We start from the raw sequence: 16,575 nt of genomic DNA, 5'->3' as shown, positions 1-16,575 counted from the left end.
AAATAACGGCCTTTAGCTAAACCCTGCAGGCTTACTCAATAAAGTGAATATACGATGAAGAACAGACGTGCACTCTCCCTGATGTGTTTTCAGATGCTGGAATCAGGTGCGGATCGTCGGACCGTGAAAAGAGCCCTGACCTCCCGCCGTGTTAAAGGTCGCCAGGCGGTAGTTCTGCTCTGTAAACAAGAGATGACGTTGTTGAGGGCCGGGAAACTACCGTTCTCTGATTGATAATTTCCCTTTCTGACCCTCTTATCCACTCTTGCTGTCAAACTTAAAACGTCAGTTCTGCCTCCAGCAGCGCAAGAATGCTCTCAGCATTTTCAGCGGCAAACAACGACTGGCGGAACTGCTTGTTCACCAGCTTGCGCGCCAGCTGCGAGAAGACCTTCACGTGGTTTATGCCTTCATCAGCACCCAGCGTCAGCATGATCACCAGTTCCACATCACCCATCTCAGACTGCCAGTCAACGGGCTGCAGAAGCCGGGCAATGCTGATGCTGGAATGGCGGATCCACTGGGATTTCGTGTGCGGAATAGCCACACCGAAGCCGACGGCGGTGGTGACGATCTCTTCGCGCTGCCAGACATCCTCTTCCAGTTCAAACGGATGTTCAGTCCGTCCATTAACGCCAAGATTGCCGCACAGGAACTGGATCACCTGCTCTTTGTTACTCAGAGATTCGCCGACAAAGATGTTCCCCAGCGCCAGCAGCGGACGCACATCTTTCTGCGGTGCAAACTGGTTTAGCAGATCTTCTATCTCCTGAGCGCTACGGCATTCGCAGGCCTGCATGGCGAGCTCACGACATGCCCGACCGTCCAGTTGACGAAGCTGGCTTTTTACCGCCGGAATACGTGGGCTGCTCATGCTCAGCTCGTCCAGCCCGAGGCCCAGAAGCAGCGGTAAATAACGTCCTTCACCGCCCAGTTCGCCGCAAATACCCACCCATTTACCGCGTTCGTGCGCCACGCGAACAATCTGCTGCAACATGCGCAGGAACGACGGCGTAATCGGGTTGTACAGCGGCGAAACGCGCGGGTTATTGCGATCAACGGCGTACAAATACTGGGTCATGTCATTTGAGCCAATACTGAAGAAATCCACCTCATCACAGAAATGGTCGATGATGTAACACACCGAAGGGACTTCAACCATAATCCCCAATGAGATTGTCGGAGCATGACGTAAGCCGTCCGCTTTCAGCGCCACCAACGCGTTTTGCAGTTCGCTTTTTACCCATAAAATCTGGTCGAGGCTGTGCACCATCGGGATCATCAGTTGCGCATTGCCGAAGGTCGCCGCCCGTAAAATCGCGCGCAATTGAGTGCGAAAAAGCCCGGCAAACTCCGGATAAATCCGCACCGCGCGATAGCCCAGGAACGGATTCTCTTCCTGCGGAATATTAAGATAGCGGATGTTCTTATCGCCGCCGATATCCATGGTGCGAAAGATAACCGGCTTGTCGCCCGCGGCCAGTAAGACCTGCTGGTAGGCTTCAAACTGTTCCTGCTCATCAGGTGCGCTGTCGCGATCCATAAACAGCATTTCAGTACGAAACAGCCCAATCCCTTCCGCACCATTGGCAAACGCTCCCGGCGCTTCCAGCGCGGTACCGATATTCGCTGCAACGTCAATACGCTGATGATCTTTGGTCAACGCAGGCTGGGCGGCATCAAGCGCCTGCCGCCGCTGGCATTCATCGGCCAGCTTCTGCGCAATCGCGTAATAGCCGCGAACGGCATCGTCTGGATTGATGGCTAATACCCCACATCGGGCATCCAGTACCGCATGCTGCCCGGAATACCGGTTAATGGCCGCCAGCGGCAAGCCGCTAAGTACCGGAATAGCTGACGCACGGGCAAGGATCAAGGTATGCGAAGTGCGCCCCGTTTTCTCCAGGATCATGCCAGACAGATGCTGCAAATCGAGGCTTAAAAACTGGCTGGGCGTCAAATCCTCAGCAACCAGAATCGTCGGTTTATTCAGCACCAGCGCATTACGCGGTCGTCTTTCAGGCCAGGTGATGTGCAGCAACTGTTCGCTGATATCACGGATATCACTGACGCGTTCGCGCAGGTAATCACTACCGGAGGCCGACAGCTTGTCGCACACCAGCTCCATATTGGCAACAATTGCCGCCCCTAGCCCCAGATGTTGCTCCAGCATTAAGCGGCGAATATTCCCGGCAAACTCGTCATCCTGAATCAGAGACAGATGCGCGCTAAGGATGGTTTTACTCTCGCCGTCGCGCTCGCGCAGCTGCTGATTGAGCTGTTCGGCAAGCGTCGCCAGACTATGCTCCAGCCGGGTATTGTCTTCCGCACTCGCCGCAATCGCACGATAACTTTCCAGGTTATCACTCTGCCAAAGCGTGAGCGTACCTGCTCCCACGCCCCCTGCCAGCACGCTGCCGTACAGCAGGTCCGGGTTGAGGCGAATCAGCGAACGCGGCAACGGGTGCGCCGCCAGTTCCGCCGGGGTCGGCTGAACGCTATCGCTGTCAATAAACCGGTGCTGCAGGTACTCCTCCAGCGCTCGCCGGGCCTGTTCTTCATCGCGACCAGTAATGGACAGGCTGCAACTGTCGTTAAAAAGCGTTCCGGTACCTATCAGCGCCAGCGAGCTTTTCGCATCCGCCCGCGCATTCTGGCGATGATTAATAAATACCACCTCACTTTGCCACTGGCTGCACTGTTCTTTCAGCTCCCACGCCGGACGCGCATGCAGACCATTGGGTAACGGGCAAAGAAATTGAATCGTTAGCATAACAACTCCTGATTAGCGCGAAATCAGCACCTGAAATCCGTCAGATGAGCCACGGTTTCGCACGTAAGATGTGAAATAAGAGCCGACAACAGCTGCTGCGTCTGGATGATGTCCCGGCAGTCGGCAATCGACGCCGCGCAATGTCCATACCGTGTGGCGGGTCCCATGACAACCGTTGGGATCCCTGTACCGCTTACGTGCACCGCCCCGCCGTCGGTGCCACCGTTACTGAACATATCGAGCTGCAGGGAAATACCCGCGTCAGCGGCCACGCTTTCAACCCACGCCGTCAGCTTTGGTGGTGCAATCAGCGATTTATCGCTTAACACCAGCATCGGGCCTTTACCGAGCTGTCGGTGATTGGCCGCACTGTAATCAAAGTTTTTGGCCCAGCAGGCAGTATCCAGCACAAATGCCACATCCGGTGCGACAACGCGTGCAGCCGTTTGTCCTCCGCGCAGTCCCACTTCTTCACTGGAACTGGCCACCAGCCAGACCTCGCAAGGAAGTATGGCGTTATGCCATTCACGCAGTAGCGCCACCAGCAAATAACATCCAAGACGGTCATCAAAGGCTTTGCCCATGATTCGCTGGTGCGGCAAGACCTGAAAGGTTGTGTCGAATGTGACGCGATCGCCGGGGCGTACGCCGGCCTGGAGTACCTCATCATAAGATCGCGCGCCAATATCTACCCGCAGCGTATTGACCTCATTACCGCAGCGCTCTCCGTCGAGCAGACCGGGAATTTTGCTCTCTTCACGGGTGGTGATCCGCACCGGCTGCAGTTGTCTGGCCGCCATACGCACATTTCCCACCGGCAATACATCGATCGCCCCTTCGCTGGAAATACTACGCACGATAAATCCCACTTCATCCATATGCGCGCAGATCATCACCTTCGGACCGGTTGATTCATTGAGACGGATCAGCACCGATCCCAGACCATCGAAGCGCACCTCTTTATTAAGACGATCCGCCTCCTCAAGCAGGATCTGCCGCACTTCCTGTTCTGACGAGGCGATCGCGTCCGCCTCGCTCAGCGCCTTTAGTAACGATAAATCCATTACGCCTCTCCCGTGTGTAGCAATGTTTTCGCCATGGTATAGAGCACCTCGCCGCCGTCAGGCGTAACCAGCACAACATCTTCAATACGCACACCCCCCTGCCCCGGCAGATAAATACCCGGCTCAACGGTGAGCAGCATGCCAGCGACCAGAGGTGTTGTGTCGTCGGAGGAAAAACGTGGGTTTTCATGCACTTCAATGCCGATAGCATGTCCGGTGTTGTGACCAAATGCATCGCCATAGCCCGCCTGGGTAATGACCCGCCTGGCTGCGGCGTCTACCTCATTGCATCGCGCACCTGGTCGAATTGCCGCCACCGCGGCACGCTGCGCCGCAAGGACAATCTGGTACACGGCAAACAACGCGCTTTCTTCCGCTGGCTGGTTCGCATCGGGGATGCGAAAGGTTCGCGTCATATCCGAGCAATAACCCTGATACAGCGCGCCAAAATCCAGCGTGATGAACTCACCCGCCTCAACACGTTTGTCGCTGGCTTTGCCGTGTGGCAGCGCACCGCGCCAGCCGCTGGCGACAATGGTGTCAAAAGAAGCTTTATCTGCGCCGAGCGTGCGCATAAACCACTCCAGTTCAGCGGCAATTTCGCGCTCACTGAGACCGGGTTGAATAAAGCGTCGTATATGTTCCGCGCTGAGGTCAGCTATCCGGCAGGCTTCGCGGATGCAGGCTATTTCCTGCGCCGTTTTCACCTGCCGGAGCACATCCGGTACGGCGCTCACCAGTCGGGCGCGCAGTTTGTCCGACCACGCGTTCGCCGTTTCCCAGCTTACTTGCTCACCTTCGAATCCCACCGTCTGCAGCTTTTCGTGCGCAATAATGTGATTCACCTGCGAAAATAGCGTCTGCGCTCCATCGAGCCGATGGATCTGATAGCCCTGAGTACGCGTGGCAATATCGGTGTAGTAATGGGCATCAACCAGGATATGCGCACTTTCATGGCTGATAAACACAAACCCTGAACTGCTGGAGATCCCCATATGCGGCTGTTTGTTCTGCCGTGATGACAACAGCATCGCGTCGAGTTGTTGCGCCGTTAACCAGTCGCGCAGTGAAGCAAGTAAGCTCATAGTTACAATCCTTTTAATCAGAGGCTTTCAATCAGCAACTTGCCTTTGCGATACATCAGATGGCGAAGGAACACCACCATCAGCGCCGTAATCACCGCACCTAACAGGATCCCCGCCATATAGACGCCGAGGTTAGTCACCAGCGGCCACGCCCAGATAGCGGATTCCGGGAACCACTGCACGGCCCCCAGCCAGACGGCAGCCGTCGACCCAACAATGGCGCCAACCATATAAGAAGGAATTGCGGTGATGGGGCTTTCCAGTGCAAACGGGATCGCCCCTTCGCTGATTCCCATAAATGCGAGGAACATTGCCGTTTTCCCCTGCGGGTAAAGCTGTGCGCTGAACAGGCGTTTGCCGGTTAAGCGACGGTCAATAAGCGTGGCCAGTCCGAGGCCAATCGGCGGAATGACAATCGCAATAGAGCGCGCGGTGACCGGCAGAACGTGATCGGTAGTAAAGCTGAAGGCGACAAAACCTGCGGCTTTATTAATCGGGCCGCCGAGGTCAATCGCCGTTGCCGCGGAAATCCCCATCGCGTACATCAGCGTGCCTTTCTCGCCAGCCGCCGTCAGCAAAGTACGGATCCCGCCGTTAATCCAGCCGCCAAACGGCGTTATCACGTAATACATCGCCAGCATGACGAAAATGGCGGAGAGAATGGGCAGTAAAAAGGTGGTTTTGAATGCCAGCAGGAAATCAGGCAGCTGGATTTTTTGGTTCATCCACTTCACCAGATACCCGGCGACAATCGAGATAATCAGCGCACCAATAAAGGTTGACGGAACCGGAGCACTGGTTACCCATTGCAGCGTTGATGGGTCAAAATTCAGTATTTGTGTCGGCTGAGTAGACATCAGCCCGCCAATGAACCCCGCCGGAAACGCCAGCTTGCCGCCGATGGAGTTGGCGACAAACGCGGCAAACATCGGAATAGCAAAACCAAACAGCACGCCGCCAAAAGATTGCGACAGCCAGGCAAACTTCAGTAATGAGAGATTAAAACCGGTAAATTTTCCGCTGTTCAGCGCATCCATGATGCCAGTGTCAGCAGGAATATCGAGCCAGCTATAGGCGATCAGTTGCGAGAAGGCGAGAATCACCCCGCCCATAATTAACGTCGGCACCATGCGTGAAATACCCGACATCACATGTTGCGGAAGTTCGCCCCAGAAGCTATTGCGGGAGGCCGGTGGATTTTTTATTGCCGCTGCCGCACCAGATGCGCCAGGCACAACGGTTGCACTGCGTTTTTTAATGGCCATATGTAATTCCCTGTCGATGATTATTGTTGTTCAGCGGCAACCATCTCTTCGATCTCTTTAATGATGCCGGCAGCATTTTTTATCGCGTCCTGTAGCGTAATTTCGTAGACATCACGCGACTCAAAACGCTCGTTATCTTCTGGAGTTACGGCAACTGAATGGATGATTAACATCGCCTCAGCAATATCCTGCGCCGTCAGGCGATTTTGTATTCCGTCAGCACCCTGGGTTTCGATTTTCACTTCATAACCGGCTTCAACCGCGGCTTCTTCCAGCGCCTGAGCTGCCATAAAGGTGTGGGCCAGCCCCATTGGGCACGCGCAGACGGCAATTAATTTTTTACTCATAATCATTTCCTCGTAATAGTTAACGAGTGAAATTATGGTCCGAGGAAAGTAACAACCGTTATCAGACAAATAATGCTTTTACTGGACAAATAATCCAGCAATCAGGAAGTGTGACGAAGGTCGGAAAGGTGGGCGGCAGGCATAAAAAAACCGCGTGATTTACGCGGTTTTGCAGATTTCTGATTGAAGAATTAAAGAATATGGCCCAGCGTCTGACGCAAATGCGCACCTGCGCCAAGTAGTCCAGGATTATCGTGCACAATCAGGTACACCGGAATATCCTGCACGTAGGCTTTAAAACGGCCTTTATCTTCAAAACCACCGCGGAAGCCTGAAGCCTTAAAGAAGTCGAGGAAGCGCGGTACGATACCACCGGCGATGTACACACCGCCAAACGTCCCAAGGGTTAACGCCAGATCGCCACCAAAACGCCCCATAATGACGCAGAACAGCGACAGCGCCCGACGACAGTCAATGCAGGAATCTTCCAGCGCCCGTGCGGTGATATCCTTCGGCTGCAGATTTTCCGGCAACCGCCCGTCTGATTTGACGATGGCGCGATACAGATTCACCAGCCCCGGACCAGACAGCACACGTTCTGCGGAAACATGACCAATTTCGGCGCGCAGGACTTCAAGGATAATTCCTTCTTCTTCGCTGTTAGGCGCAAAATCTACATGACCGCCTTCACCGGGCAGGCTTACCCAGCGTTTGTCCACGTGCACCAGATGCGCCACGCCGAGCCCGGTTCCTGCGCCATAGACGGCTATCGGTTTACCTTCAACAGGTTCCGCGCCACCAAACTGGATCAAATGCTCTTTTTTCAGCATCGGGATCGCCATCGACACGGCGGTGAAATCATTGATGATTTCCAGATGGCTAAAGCCCAGATTTTTTTTCATCTCAGCAATAGAGAATGCCCAGGTATGGTTGGTCATTGCCACCCAGTCGCCAGTAATCGGACAGGCAATGGCAATGCAGCCATCTTCGACGCTGACGCTATGCTCATCCAGGTACACGCGCACCACGGCTTCCAGACTGGGGTAATCAAGCCCGGAATAGGTTTTTGCCTGCGAAATCTCGCCGCTGGCAATATCGCACAGAGCAAGACGCGCGTTGGTGCCGCCAACATCCCCTACTAAAGCATATTTTGTCATTCTTCCACTGCTCCGCTAAAGTCAGATTAAATCTTTGCCACACTGTAAATTCATGGGGACATAACAACAACGGTCTGAAAGCTGATGCCCGTGGAAAATCGATCCAGATCACACAATTACTTTATCGTTTCAGCACCATTTGCAGCGATGCCGTCAGGCAGGCTGTGCAAACTATGTCTATGACTCTGTTTTAAGGAATAGAAAATGCTCCATCCGCGAGCCAGAACGATGCTCTTGCTATCAACCCCAGCGCTAATCATTGGCATAGCGTCCAGCCTGGTGTTGATCGTTGTGATGAAAGTGGCTTCCGTTTTACAGCAGTTTTTGTGGGAACGTCTGCCTGTTAGCATCGGTATAGCCCAGGACTCTCCGGTCTGGATTATCGGTATGCTGACGCTCACGGGGATCATGGTCGGGTTAGTTATCCGTTACAGCCATGGTCACGCAGGTCCGGATCCGGCCTGTGAACCGTTAATTGGTATGCCGGTGCCAACGTCAGCACTACCGGGCCTGCTGGCAGCGCTAATCCTTGGCCTCGCGGGTGGCGTCAGTCTGGGTCCGGAACACCCCATCATGACCGTAAATATCGCTCTGGCAGTGGCACTTGGTAGCCGCATGTTTCCCCGCATTGCGAAACTGGACTGGACCATTCTCGCCTCTGCCGGCACCATCGGCGCGCTATTTGGCACCCCCGTTGCCGCTGCGCTGATATTTTCGCAAACGCTGAATAGCTCAAACGATGTGCCCTTGTGGGATCGCCTGTTCGCGCCGTTAATGGCCGCGGCCGCGGGTTCGCTAACCACCAGCCTGTTTTTTCACCCCCATTTTTCACTGCCCATCGCGCACTACACGCAGATGCACTTGATCGATATCCTCAGCGGCGCGGTTGTTGCCGCAATCGCTATTGCTGCCGGAATGGTAGCCGTCTGGTGTCTGCCACGTTTGCACCATTTAATGCATCGATTAAAACACCCGGTACTGATCCTCGGGGCAGGCGGTTTTATCCTTGGAATTTTGGGTGTTATCGGCGGGCCGCTTACCTTGTTTAAGGGACTGGACGAAATGCAGCAGATGGCGTTTAGCCAAACGCTGGGGACATCGGATTATTTCATGCTCGCCGTAATTAAGCTGGCGGCGTTAGTAGTTGCGGCAGCGAGTGGTTTTCGCGGAGGGCGAATATTCCCGGCGGTATTCGTTGGTGTCGCCTTGGGTCTGATGCTGCACGCCCATGTTGAAGCGGTGCCGGCTGCCATCACGGTTTCTTGCTCTATCCTCGGGCTGGTGCTGGTCGTCACCCGCGACGCCTGGCTGAGCCTGTTTATGGCAGCAGTGGTGGTACCAGATACCACCCTGCTGCCGCTGCTGTGCATCGTCATGCTGCCCGCCTGGCTGCTGCTGGCAGGCAAGCCGTTGATGGTCGCTGAACGCCCTGATAAATAGCTATCCGCCGTTGCGAGATTCCAGCGCACGGGTCACCGTGCGCAATAATTCAGGAAGATCGGCTTTCGGTAGCACTACCTCAATTAACGACAATCGTTGCGGATGGGACAGCCTGGCCAAAACTTCCTCCAGCTGTACCGCCTGCCTCACCCGCCAGCATTCCGCCTGGCATTCACGACTAAACGCCTGCGGCACCAACGTCCAGCTCCAGGCGGCGATATCGTTATAGCGCTGATTTGCCCCGTGTATGGCCCGCTCCACGGTATAGCCGTCATTGTTGAGGAGTAAAATAACGGGTGATTGCCCGTCTCTGAGCATGGAGCCCAGCTCCTGAATGGTGAGCTGCGCCGCGCCATCGCCAATAATCAGGATCACCCGACGGTCCGGACAGGCCGTTTGCGCGCCGAATGCCGCCGGTAGCGCGTAGCCAATAGATCCCCACAACGGTTGGACCAGTACTTCCGCCCCGCAAGGTAATGAGAGCGCAGCCGCGCCAAAGGCGGCGGTTCCCTGATCGACGAGGATAATGTCATTAGGCGCCAGATACTGCTGCACCGTATGCCAGAAGTTTTCCTGCGTCAGAGGCCCCTTCTCAACCTGAATGCGCGCAACTGGCGGACGTTCTGGCGGCAGTGAAAACGACATTTCCAGACACAGCTCCCGCAATGTGGTGACCGCCTGCTCCATCGGGATGTTAAACCAGCTGGTTCCAATCCGTGAGGCATGTGGCTGAACATCAATGGTGCGCTCCTGCGGTAGCTGTTGCGTAAACCCGGCGGTCAGGGTGTCGACAAATTGTGTGCCGACACAAAATATCGTGTCAGCATCTTCGATAGCCAGACGAACATAATCGCTACTGGCTCCGGCACTGTACGTGCCAACAAACGCCGGATGACGTTCATCGAACAGCCCTTTGCCCATCAACAACGTAGCGTGGGCCATCGGCGTTTCCGCCATCCAGCGCTGTAAAACCGGCTGCAGACCAAAACGTAGCGCGAGAAAGTCCGCGAGCAGCGCGACGCGCGGGCTGTCCAGCAATCGTTCACGGGCATGGTAGCGAAACGCTTCTGCCACACTGCTCTCCGGCTCGCTCAGAGGAACAATCAGGATGTCATTCGGTGGTGTGGCGGGCTGTTTTGCCACATCAGCAGGTAACATCAGATAGCCCGGTCTGCGTTCGATGAGCATTGCTCGCAACACGCGGTCAATTTCATAACAGGCGTTTTGTTCATCCAGTACCGCGCTCGCCGTCGTCACCGCCTGCTGCATACGGTAAAAATGTTGAAAGTCACCATCACCCAGCGTGTGATGCATCAACTCCCCACGACGCTGTGCACCGCGACAGGGCGCGCCAACAATATGCAAAACAGGAACATATTCCGCATAACTTCCTGCGATACCGTTAATCGCACTTAACTCGCCCACACCAAACGTGGTGAGCAGCGCCCCTACCCCAGAGACCCGTGCATAGCCATCTGCCGCATAAGCCGCATTCAACTCGTTCGCACACCCGACCCAACATACGTTGGGATGTTCAATCACGTGGTCAAGAAACTGCAAATTATAATCGCCTGGCACACCAAAGAGATGGCCGACGCCACAGCCTGCCAGCCTGTCCAGCAGATAATCAGCAACGGAATACGGGGTTTGCATGACAGCTATCCTTCTGACGGTAACCTCATGTTGAGTATCGAAGAACTGTGATGACTGTCCAGGAAAGTCGCTGTGAAGGGGTGGAAAGCAGGATTTACAGTTTTGGCGGTAAAAATTCATTGAAGAATAGACGGTGTAACCGTATACACTGAAAGACACACGCATTGTGGAAGGGGGTGACATGGTTTATCACGCAGATGAAAATCGTTATCAGACAATGGAGTACCGCCGCTGCGGTCAGAGCGGCCTTAAACTGCCGATTGTCTCGCTGGGTTTGTGGCACAATTTTGGCGATACCACACAGGTCGAAAACAGTCGGGCATTATTACAGCGCGCATTCGATCTGGGGATCAACCATTTTGATCTGGCAAATAACTATGGTCCACCGCCGGGTTCGGCAGAACGGAATTTTGGTTGGATCCTGCAGGAAGATTTTTTACCGTGGCGAGATGAGCTTATTATCTCCACTAAAGCGGGCTACACCATGTGGGAAGGTCCCTACGGTGACTGGGGTTCACGCAAATATCTGATTGCCAGTCTCGATCAAAGCCTGAAGCGCCTGGGACTGGAGTATGTCGATATTTTCTACCACCATCGCCCCGACCCTGAAACACCGCTCAAAGAAACCATGCGCGCACTGGATCACATCGTCCGTCAGGGCAAAGCCCTGTACGTCGGGTTGTCTAACTATCCGGCAGATCTTGCCAGGCAGGCGATTGAAATACTCGACGATTTAGGTACGCCATGCCTTATTCACCAGCCCAAATATTCCATGTTTGAACGTTGGGTCGAAGGCGGTCTGCTGTCGTTGTTACAGGAAAAAGGTGTCGGCAGCATCGCCTTCTCACCGCTGGCTGGCGGACAGTTAACCGACCGCTACCTGAACGGCATTCCTGCGGATTCTCGTGCGGCAAGCGGCAGCCGTTTCCTGAACCCGGATCAAATTACGCCAGAGAAACTGGAGAAGGTGCGGGCGCTGAATGCGCTGGCAGAACGACGCGGGCAAAAGCTTTCCCAGATGGCGCTGGCATGGGTGTTACGGGATGACAAAGTCACGTCAGTGCTGATTGGCGCGAGTAAAACGGCGCAGATTAAAGACGCTGTCGGCATGCTGGCAAACCGTCACTTTACGTCTGAAGAGTGCGCGGAGATTGATGCTATCCTGAGTTGATTGAAATAAAGACACATTTATTAACAAAAAGTGCTCTCACTTACGATTTAAGAGTTAAGGCGATGAAACGGGGCTTTACTGCCCCGTAATATTACGTTAACAGGCCGGCTACGGCTCGATCGTGAAGGAGAGAAAACATGTTCAGGTCACTGATTCTGGCGGCAGTCTTATTGGCTTTTACACCGCTGGCCGCGAACGCTGGTGAAATCACCCTGCTGCCATCAATAAAATTGCAAATTGGCGATCGCGATAACTACGGTAACTACTGGGATGGCGGCCGCTGGCGCGACCGGGATTACTGGCACAATAACTATGAGTGGCGTAAAAATCGCTGGTGGCGTCATGACAATGGCTATCATCGGGGCTGGGATAAACGCAAAGCTTATGAGCGCGGCTACCGTGAAGGCTGGAATGACCGTGACGACCACCGCGGTCGCGGGCGTGGTCACGGACACCACCATTAATGTAACAAAAGGGCCTGTGGGCCCTTTTGTTTTTACAAACCGAGTGCAGTTCCTACCAACAGCCAGATATTGAGCGTCACCACCAGCACAACAATCACCCAGCCTACCTGTTTTACCCATCGGGTATTCACCAAATCGCCCATCAGCTGACTGTTGCTGGTGAAAATCAACAGCGGCACCAGCGCCAGTGCAATACCAAAACTGAGCAACACCTGGCTCATCACCAGAATACGCGTTGGATCTAATCCCATCAGAATCACAATAAAGGATGGCATCATGGTGACCGTACGGCGAACCCAAAGCGGAATGTGAAAACGGATAAACCCTTGCATCACCACCTGCCCCGCCAGCGTACCGACCACGGTAGAGGAAAGTCCCGCAGCCACCAGGCTTAAACCGAACACTGTCGCCGCAGCGTGACTCAACAGCGGTTCAAGTGTCAGATACGCTTGATCGAGATCGGCAATACCGGTATGCCCGCTAAAATGAAATGCAGCGGCAGCCGTCGCCATCATCGCCAGATTGACAAATCCGGCAATCGTCATGGCGATAGCCACATCCCATTTCGTGGCCGCATAGCGCTGTTGACGTGTTCCGCCGTGCAGATGCTGGGTTAAGGAAGAGTGCAGATAAATGACATGCGGCATGATAGTCGCACCGAGCACGCCAGCGGCGAGGAACACCGCTTCGGAATTAGGTAGGCTCGGGATAACCATCCCCTTGCTAAGTTGCGCGAAGTTCGGCTGGGAAAAGATCAATTCCACAATGTAAGCCGCAGCCACAAACAGCAGCAAGCCGCCAATCACTTTTTCCAGCGGTTTTTGCCCGCGGCGCTGCAACATCAGAATCAAAAAAGTCGCGATACCGGTGAGCACGGCACCCTGCAATAACGACACGCCGAGGATCAACTTAAAGCCAATCGCGGCACCAATGAATTCAGCAAGGTCTGTCGCCATGGCGATAATTTCGGCCTGCACCCAGTAGAACCACACCACCGGACGAGGATAGTGATCGCGAATTTGCTCCGCCAGGTTTTTACCCGTGGCAATGCCAAGCTTTGCCGATAGCACCTGGATCAGCATCGCCATCAGGTTTGCCCAGACCACCACCCACAACAGTTTATAGCCAAAGCTGGCCCCTGCCTGGATGTTGGTGGCGAAGTTGCCCGGATCGATATAGCCGATCGCCGCGATGAACGCAGGTCCCATTAATGCGAGCTTCAACTTGCGCGCTGCCCGTCCACTGCTACTCTCAACGCGATCGTTAGTCATTTTAGTGCCTCAGAAACATAGCCTTTGCTATGTTTCAAGCTACGCCTATTGAGAATGATTATCAAATTCATTTTGATGGGTGAAGTTGATTTCTCTGATAGTGTTTGTCTATGGATCGATAAGGATTCTGGGAAAAACGGTAAAATGTTTAATTATTGTTATAGATTAGCACAATGACATAACTTTTCACTTCGATACAAAGCATAACGGAAGTGTATCACCGATCACTAATTTTGAATCTCGTCACAGGTCCTTATTATAGTGTGTGTTTGATCTCGTTTTCTTTATGGTTGTTACATAGAATGTGCACGAAAACTAAACCTGCCTCATATTTGGAGCAAATATGGACCGCGTCCTTCATTTTGTATTGGCATTGGCCGTTGTTGCGATCCTTGCGCTGCTGGTAAGCAGTGACCGTAAAAAGATTCGCATTCGTTATGTTATTCAACTGCTTGTTATTGAAGTGTTACTGGCGTGGTTCTTCCTGAACTCCAACGTCGGCCTGGGCTTCGTAAAAGGCTTCTCCGAAATGTTCGAAAAACTGCTCGGTTTTGCCAACGAGGGGACAAACTTCGTCTTCGGCAGCATGAATGATCAAGGCCTGGCATTTTTCTTCCTGAAAGTGCTGTGCCCTATCGTCTTTATCTCCGCCCTGATCGGTATCCTTCAGCATATCCGTGTGCTGCCGGTTATCATCCGCGCAATTGGTTACCTGCTTTCCAAAGTGAACGGTATGGGCAAGCTGGAATCCTTCAACGCCGTCAGCTCTCTGATCCTGGGTCAGTCCGAGAACTTTATCGCCTATAAAGATATTCTCGGCAAAATGTCTCGCAACCGTATGTACACCATGGCTGCAACGGCGATGTCTACCGTTTCCATGTCTATCGTCGGCGCGTACATGACCATGCTGGAGCCGAAGTACGTTGTTGCGGCGCTGGTACTGAACATGTTCAGCACCTTTATCGTGCTGTCGCTGATCAACCCTTACCGCGTTGATGCCAGCGAAGAAAATATCCAGATGTCTAACCTGCATGAAGGTCAGAGCTTCTTCGAAATGCTGGGTGAATACATCCTGGCGGGTTTCAAAGTGGCAATTATCGTTGCGGCGATGCTGATTGGTTTCATCGCGTTAATAGCCGCCCTGAACGCCCTGTTTGCTACCGTGACCGGCTGGTTTGGCTACAGTATCTCCTTCCAGGGCATCCTGGGTTACATCTTCTACCCGGTTGCATGGGTAATGGGTGTACCGTCCAGCGAAGCGCTGCAGGTGGGCAGTATCATGGCGACAAAACTGGTTTCCAACGAATTCGTTGCGATGATGGACCTGCAGAAAATCGCCTCTACGCTCTCTCCGCGCGCTGAAGGCATCATCTCTGTGTTCCTGGTCTCCTTCGCTAACTTCTCTTCTATCGGTATTATCGCCGGTGCGATTAAAGGTCTGAACGAAGAGCAAGGTAACGTAGTTTCCCGCTTTGGTCTGAAGCTGGTGTACGGCTCTACGCTGGTGAGCGTACTGTCTGCATCTATCGCGGCACTGGTGCTGTAAGCGTAAGACAACATCGTAGTGATGAGGCCGGGGAATTTCCCCGGCTTTTTTATGCCTGCTATTCAGCAGAGCGGAGAGATATCGGTAAGAATCGACAGGATGCAGAAACAAAAAACCCCCGCTTTTCAGCGAGGGTTTAAATTTTGGTGGAGCTAAGCGGGATCGAACCGCTGACCTCTTGCATGCCATGCAAGCGCTCTCCCAGCTGAGCTATAGCCCCACGATGCTTTTACGTATATACCAAATTCGTTGGGATAAAATTTGGTGGAGCTAAGCGGGATCGAACCGCTGACCTCTTGCATGCCATGCAAGCGCTCTCCCAGCTGAGCTATAGCCCCATTACGTAAAGCTTGTCGAGTTGACGGGCGGCATCATATGAATTCCCTTCGCGTGTGTCAACGGCAAAATTAACTCATAGAATTCAATCGCTGAAAAAGCAGTCAAATGAAGAACATTGCGTAACAACTCGCATTCAGTAGTTAAACGCGTCACGGTTTCTACTAAAATGGTGCTATAAAATGAGCCACTAATTAACCCCACGACTATTCAGGGAATCGTTATGTTCAAGGAACGGATGACGCCAGAAGAACTTGCTAATCTGACCGGATACAGCCGACAGACCATCAATAAATGGGTGCGCAAGGAGGGTTGGGCTACATCACCAAAACCAGGCGTACAGGGCGGTAAAGCGCGTCTGGTTCACGTCACCGAACAAGTTCGTGAATACATTCGCAGTGCTGAGCGTTCAGCCGAAGGTTTATCAGATAATTTATCGTTATCAGGCGATACCTCTATCGAAGCTCTACTGATTAGGCTCGCCAAAGAGATGACTCCGTCAGAACAGAAAATGTTTACGTCACTGATCCTGCGTGAAGGCATTACGGGTTTATTACAACGCTTAGGGATCCGCGACAACAAATAATATGAAAAAATTACGCAGCAAAATGACGACCGAAGAACTGGCGGACTGTCTCGGAGTTGCCAAACAAACCGTCAATCGTTGGATCAGAGAACAAAACTGGACCACCGAAAAGTTTCCCGGCGTTAAAGGGGGTCGTGCAAGGCTGATTCATATCGACTCCAGCGTCCGCACGTTTCTGCTCAATATTCCGGCTTTTCGCAAAGTACCTGAAATTTATCAGGCAGAGGAACCGTTGGCAGAATACAACCACGTGGTGCGTAGCCACGCCTGTCGCCAGATAATTAGCGCACTGGACAACATGTCCCCAACGGAACAAGAAAAGCTGGCAATGTATATTTCTCGCGAAGGTATTCGCACTTTCCTTACCCGTCTGGGTATTGATGAGTCTGAATAACAGGCAAAAAAAACGGCAGGATG

The 16,575-nt window shown here is 53.3% G+C and carries 16 protein-coding genes and 2 tRNA genes; 7 read left to right on the top strand and 11 right to left on the bottom strand.

Annotated elements, in window-relative coordinates:
• The first annotated feature begins 54 nt into the window (after positions 1-54).
• Entirely contained in the window at positions 55-234 is a 180-nt protein-coding gene (locus tag OGV85_RS13905; RefSeq protein ID WP_071524306.1) for a hypothetical protein, read from the top strand.
• 43 nt (positions 235-277) lie between these two features.
• On the opposite strand, the gene ptsP is transcribed toward OGV85_RS13905, so the two are convergent.
• From ptsP to glk, 6 genes are all read right to left on the bottom strand, one after another.
• Positions 278-2,773 (bottom strand): phosphoenolpyruvate--protein phosphotransferase, encoded by a 2,496-nt coding sequence (ptsP, locus tag OGV85_RS13900; protein WP_061547537.1) that lies wholly within the window; start codon positions 2,771-2,773, stop codon positions 278-280.
• A gap of 23 nt (positions 2,774-2,796) precedes the next feature.
• Entirely contained in the window at positions 2,797-3,837 is a 1,041-nt protein-coding gene (gene ypdE, locus OGV85_RS13895; RefSeq protein ID WP_048232475.1) for an aminopeptidase, read from the bottom strand.
• Complete coding sequence (gene ypdF / locus OGV85_RS13890; RefSeq protein WP_286553665.1) at positions 3,837-4,922, bottom strand: aminopeptidase; 1,086 nt, start codon at positions 4,920-4,922, stop codon at positions 3,837-3,839. The genes ypdE and ypdF overlap by 1 nt, the downstream gene beginning before the upstream one ends.
• 17 nt (positions 4,923-4,939) lie before the next feature.
• Complete coding sequence (locus OGV85_RS13885; RefSeq protein ID WP_003028252.1) at positions 4,940-6,187, bottom strand: PTS fructose transporter subunit IIC; 1,248 nt, start codon at positions 6,185-6,187, stop codon at positions 4,940-4,942.
• 20 nt (positions 6,188-6,207) lie between these two features.
• Positions 6,208-6,534: a PTS fructose transporter subunit IIB gene (locus tag OGV85_RS13880; RefSeq protein ID WP_061547538.1), complete on the bottom strand. Its 327-nt coding sequence runs from the start codon at positions 6,532-6,534 to the stop codon at positions 6,208-6,210.
• A gap of 191 nt (positions 6,535-6,725) precedes the next feature.
• Positions 6,726-7,691, bottom strand: a complete 966-nt coding sequence (gene glk / locus OGV85_RS13875) for a glucokinase (RefSeq protein WP_003028256.1) — start codon at positions 7,689-7,691, stop codon at positions 6,726-6,728.
• 204 nt (positions 7,692-7,895) lie between these two features.
• Here glk and OGV85_RS13870 point away from each other — a divergent pair, with 204 nt between their 5' ends.
• A complete protein-coding gene (locus OGV85_RS13870) occupies positions 7,896-9,131 on the top strand; it encodes an ion channel protein (protein WP_016150726.1) in 1,236 nt (411 codons plus the stop codon).
• Here the strand turns inward: OGV85_RS13870 and OGV85_RS13865 are convergent, their stop codons facing one another.
• On the bottom strand, positions 9,132-10,784 hold the full coding sequence (locus OGV85_RS13865) for an alpha-keto acid decarboxylase family protein (protein WP_061547539.1): 1,653 nt from the start codon (positions 10,782-10,784) through the stop codon (positions 9,132-9,134).
• Between the two features lie 181 nt (positions 10,785-10,965).
• On the opposite strand from OGV85_RS13865, the gene mgrA reads away from it, so the two are divergent.
• Together mgrA and ypeC are read left to right on the top strand one after the other, a co-directional pair.
• A complete protein-coding gene (gene mgrA / locus OGV85_RS13860; RefSeq protein WP_061547540.1) occupies positions 10,966-11,955 on the top strand; it encodes an L-glyceraldehyde 3-phosphate reductase in 990 nt (329 codons plus the stop codon).
• Positions 11,956-12,092: 137 nt separating this feature from the next.
• A complete protein-coding gene (ypeC, locus tag OGV85_RS13855; protein ID WP_003028268.1) occupies positions 12,093-12,419 on the top strand; it encodes a DUF2502 domain-containing protein YpeC in 327 nt (108 codons plus the stop codon).
• Positions 12,420-12,451: 32 nt separating this feature from the next.
• On the opposite strand, the gene OGV85_RS13850 is transcribed toward ypeC, so the two are convergent.
• Both OGV85_RS13850 and OGV85_RS24560 read right to left on the bottom strand, forming a co-directional pair.
• Positions 12,452-13,690, bottom strand: a complete 1,239-nt coding sequence (locus OGV85_RS13850; protein WP_003028272.1) for an Nramp family divalent metal transporter — start codon at positions 13,688-13,690, stop codon at positions 12,452-12,454.
• Complete coding sequence (locus OGV85_RS24560; RefSeq protein ID WP_418219455.1) at positions 13,687-13,761, bottom strand: hypothetical protein; 75 nt, start codon at positions 13,759-13,761, stop codon at positions 13,687-13,689. Before OGV85_RS24560 ends, OGV85_RS13850 begins: the two co-directional genes overlap by 4 nt.
• A 272-nt stretch (positions 13,762-14,033) precedes the next feature.
• Between OGV85_RS24560 and nupC the strand changes: the two genes are divergently transcribed.
• Positions 14,034-15,236, top strand: a complete 1,203-nt coding sequence (nupC, locus tag OGV85_RS13845; protein WP_003028275.1) for a nucleoside permease NupC — start codon at positions 14,034-14,036, stop codon at positions 15,234-15,236.
• 144 nt (positions 15,237-15,380) lie between these two features.
• Here the strand turns inward: nupC and OGV85_RS13840 are convergent.
• Together OGV85_RS13840 and OGV85_RS13835 are read right to left on the bottom strand one after the other, a co-directional pair.
• A tRNA-Ala gene (locus tag OGV85_RS13840) sits at positions 15,381-15,456 on the bottom strand.
• 42 nt (positions 15,457-15,498) lie between these two features.
• Positions 15,499-15,574: transfer RNA gene (locus tag OGV85_RS13835), tRNA-Ala, on the bottom strand.
• 221 nt (positions 15,575-15,795) lie between these two features.
• On the opposite strand from OGV85_RS13835, the gene OGV85_RS13830 reads away from it, so the two are divergent.
• Positions 15,796-16,158, top strand: coding sequence for a YfeC-like transcriptional regulator (locus OGV85_RS13830; protein WP_003028277.1), 363 nt, complete (start codon positions 15,796-15,798; stop codon positions 16,156-16,158).
• Position 16,159: 1 nt separating this feature from the next.
• Positions 16,160-16,552: a MerR family transcriptional regulator gene (locus OGV85_RS13825; protein ID WP_003028279.1), complete on the top strand. Its 393-nt coding sequence runs from the start codon at positions 16,160-16,162 to the stop codon at positions 16,550-16,552.
• Positions 16,553-16,575 lie beyond the last annotated feature (23 nt).

It is taken from the genome of Citrobacter sp. Cf132, from assembly GCF_030333885.1.
GTDB classification, from domain to species: Bacteria; Pseudomonadota; Gammaproteobacteria; order Enterobacterales; family Enterobacteriaceae; genus Citrobacter; species Citrobacter freundii.
Note: the sequence above shows the minus strand (reverse complement) of the source record. Positions and strands in the feature narration are given on the sequence as shown.

What these genes read in the sequence shown, in the direction of transcription:
- OGV85_RS13825 (WP_003028279.1), top strand. Translation starts at nt 16,160, where the DNA reads ATGAAAAAATTACGCAGCAAAATGACGACCGAAGAACTGGCGGACTGT.
- mgrA (WP_061547540.1), top strand. Translation starts at nt 10,966, where the DNA reads ATGGTTTATCACGCAGATGAAAATCGTTATCAGACAATGGAGTACCGC.
- ypdE (WP_048232475.1), bottom strand. Translation starts at nt 3,837, where the DNA reads ATGGATTTATCGTTACTAAAGGCGCTGAGCGAGGCGGACGCGATCGCC.
- OGV85_RS13905 (WP_071524306.1), top strand. Translation starts at nt 55, where the DNA reads ATGAAGAACAGACGTGCACTCTCCCTGATGTGTTTTCAGATGCTGGAA.
- OGV85_RS13885 (WP_003028252.1), bottom strand. Translation starts at nt 6,187, where the DNA reads ATGGCCATTAAAAAACGCAGTGCAACCGTTGTGCCTGGCGCATCTGGT.
- ptsP (WP_061547537.1), bottom strand. Translation starts at nt 2,773, where the DNA reads ATGCTAACGATTCAATTTCTTTGCCCGTTACCCAATGGTCTGCATGCG.
- ypeC (WP_003028268.1), top strand. Translation starts at nt 12,093, where the DNA reads ATGTTCAGGTCACTGATTCTGGCGGCAGTCTTATTGGCTTTTACACCG.
- OGV85_RS13830 (WP_003028277.1), top strand. Translation starts at nt 15,796, where the DNA reads ATGTTCAAGGAACGGATGACGCCAGAAGAACTTGCTAATCTGACCGGA.
- ypdF (WP_286553665.1), bottom strand. Translation starts at nt 4,922, where the DNA reads ATGAGCTTACTTGCTTCACTGCGCGACTGGTTAACGGCGCAACAACTC.
- OGV85_RS13880 (WP_061547538.1), bottom strand. Translation starts at nt 6,534, where the DNA reads ATGAGTAAAAAATTAATTGCCGTCTGCGCGTGCCCAATGGGGCTGGCC.
- OGV85_RS13850 (WP_003028272.1), bottom strand. Translation starts at nt 13,690, where the DNA reads ATGACTAACGATCGCGTTGAGAGTAGCAGTGGACGGGCAGCGCGCAAG.
- OGV85_RS13865 (WP_061547539.1), bottom strand. Translation starts at nt 10,784, where the DNA reads ATGCAAACCCCGTATTCCGTTGCTGATTATCTGCTGGACAGGCTGGCA.
- glk (WP_003028256.1), bottom strand. Translation starts at nt 7,691, where the DNA reads ATGACAAAATATGCTTTAGTAGGGGATGTTGGCGGCACCAACGCGCGT.
- OGV85_RS13870 (WP_016150726.1), top strand. Translation starts at nt 7,896, where the DNA reads ATGCTCCATCCGCGAGCCAGAACGATGCTCTTGCTATCAACCCCAGCG.
- nupC (WP_003028275.1), top strand. Translation starts at nt 14,034, where the DNA reads ATGGACCGCGTCCTTCATTTTGTATTGGCATTGGCCGTTGTTGCGATC.